The following is a 1,838-nucleotide window of genomic DNA, read 5'->3' as shown; positions in this document are numbered from 1 at the left end:
CGCTGGAGGAGAGGCGGGCCGTATGCGCCTTCGATGGATAGCGCAGGGCGCTTTGGAGGAATTACCCTTGCGGCGCGCCGAACAGGCAGCGTTTGCGCGCGCAGCCCGCGCTTTCCTCGCCAGGCGTGCGCTCGCCGCCCGCCTGCATGGGCGTGCGCCTGGCTTTCGCGCAGTAAGAAAACAGGTGGTTGAGCGCGATCCACTCCGGCTCGCAGGCAGGTTCGGTGATCGCTGGTTCGTGTTGTGGAGTCATTGGAGTTCCTCGTGAAGTTACTGTGTCCGTTCATGCGCTCAGCCGCACATCGGCCGTCAGCAGCGCCAGCACCTCGTCTCCCGGCACCGGCTTGCTGAACAGGTATCCCTGCATCACGTCGCAGCCGTATTGGCGCAGGAAGGCCAGCTGCTCGCGCGTCTCGACGCCTTCGGCCACCACTTCCAGCTTCATGCTGTGCGCCAGCGCGATGACGGCGGTGACGATGGCGCGGTCGTCGGCATCGGTGTGGATGTCGCGCACGAACGACTGGTCGATCTTCAGCACGTGGATCGGCAGGCGCTTCAGGTAGGACAGCGACGAATATCCGGTGCCGAAGTCGTCGATCGAGATCTGCACGCCCATGCGGTGCAGCTTGTCGAGGGTGACGGCGGTCTGCTCGGTGTCTTCCATCAGGATGCCTTCGGTCAGCTCCACTTCCAGCAGGGAGGGCGGCAGCTCCATTTCGCGCAGGATGCCATCGATGGTCTCGGCCAGGTCGCCCTGCAGGAACTGGCGCGCCGACAGGTTGACCGCGACCCGCATCGGCATGCCGGCGCGCTCCCAGGCCTTGGCCTGCGCGCAGGCGGTGCGCAACACCCATTCGCCGATCTGCGCGATCATGCCGGTCTCTTCCGCCAGCGGGATGAACTTGGCCGGCGATACCATGCCCAGCCCGGGATGGCGCCAGCGGATCAGGGCCTCGGTGCCGCGTATCCGGCCGCTGACGATGTCGGCCTGCGGCTGGAAATGCAGCTCGAACTCGCCGCGCTCGATGGCCCAGCGCATGCTGTTTTCCAGCTGCAGGCGCTGCATGATGGCGGCGTTCATGTCCTCGGTGAAGAACTGGAAATTGTTGCGCCCGCAATCCTTGGCGCGGTAGAGCGCGATGTCGGCGTTGCGGATCAGCGCGTCGCCGTCGGCGGCGTCGGCCGGATACAGCGTCACGCCGATGCTGACGGTCACGTACAGCTCGTGCCCGTACAGGTGGAACGGTTCCTTGAGCGCGTCGACCAGCTTGCCGGCGATATGCCCGGTGTCTTCCGGCTGCCCGACGTCGAAGCTGAGCAGCGCGAACTCGTCGCCGCCCATGCGCGCCAGCGTGTCGCCCTGGCGCACGCAGCCGGACAGGCGCGCTGCGACCGCCTTGAGCAGGGCGTCGCCGATGTCGTGGCCGAGCGTGTCGTTGACGGTCTTGAAGCGGTCGAGGTCGAGCAGCATCAGGGCGAACGCGCTGTTCCTGCGCTGCAGCGCGACGATCGCCTGCTGCAGCCGGTCGTTGAACAGGCGCCGGTTGGGCAGGCCGGTCAGCGGGTCGTGGAAGGCGAGGTGGCGGATGGTCTGTTCGTTCTGCTTGCGCTCGCTGATATCCTCGGTCACCGCGACATAGTGGGTGATCTCGCCGGCCTCGTTCTTCAGCGGCGAGATGGTTTCCAGGCACCAGTACAGCTCGCCGTTCTTCTTGGTGTTGTGCAGCTCGCCGGTCCATTCCTTGCCCGACTTCAGGGTATCCCACATGCGCTTGTAGGTTTCTGGATGGGTTTCGTCCGAGCGCAGCATGTGCGGCGTCTTGCCGATCACTTCCTCC

2 protein-coding genes are annotated in these 1,838 nt (G+C 65.7%); both read right to left on the bottom strand.

Annotated elements, in window-relative coordinates:
* Positions 1–61: 61 nt before the first annotated feature.
* The gene (locus tag A6M56_RS15275) at positions 62–253 is read right to left on the bottom strand and encodes a hypothetical protein (RefSeq protein WP_286758227.1); all 192 of its coding nucleotides are present in this window, start codon (positions 251–253) and stop codon (positions 62–64) included.
* A 30-nt stretch (positions 254–283) separates the two neighbouring features.
* The coding region (locus tag A6M56_RS15270) for a putative bifunctional diguanylate cyclase/phosphodiesterase (RefSeq protein ID WP_286758226.1) at positions 284–1,838 on the bottom strand (1,555 nt) is incomplete at its 5' end.

Source organism: Ralstonia sp. RL (assembly GCF_001683835.1).
Classification (GTDB): Bacteria; Pseudomonadota; Gammaproteobacteria; order Burkholderiales; family Burkholderiaceae; genus Ralstonia; species Ralstonia mannitolilytica.
This window is presented reverse-complemented; position numbering and strand designations above follow the sequence as displayed.

Bases quoted from the DNA above. Each gene is read 5' to 3' on its own strand.
- A6M56_RS15275 (WP_286758227.1), bottom strand. From the start codon at position 253: ATGACTCCACAACACGAACCAGCGATCACCGAACCTGCCTGCGAGCCG.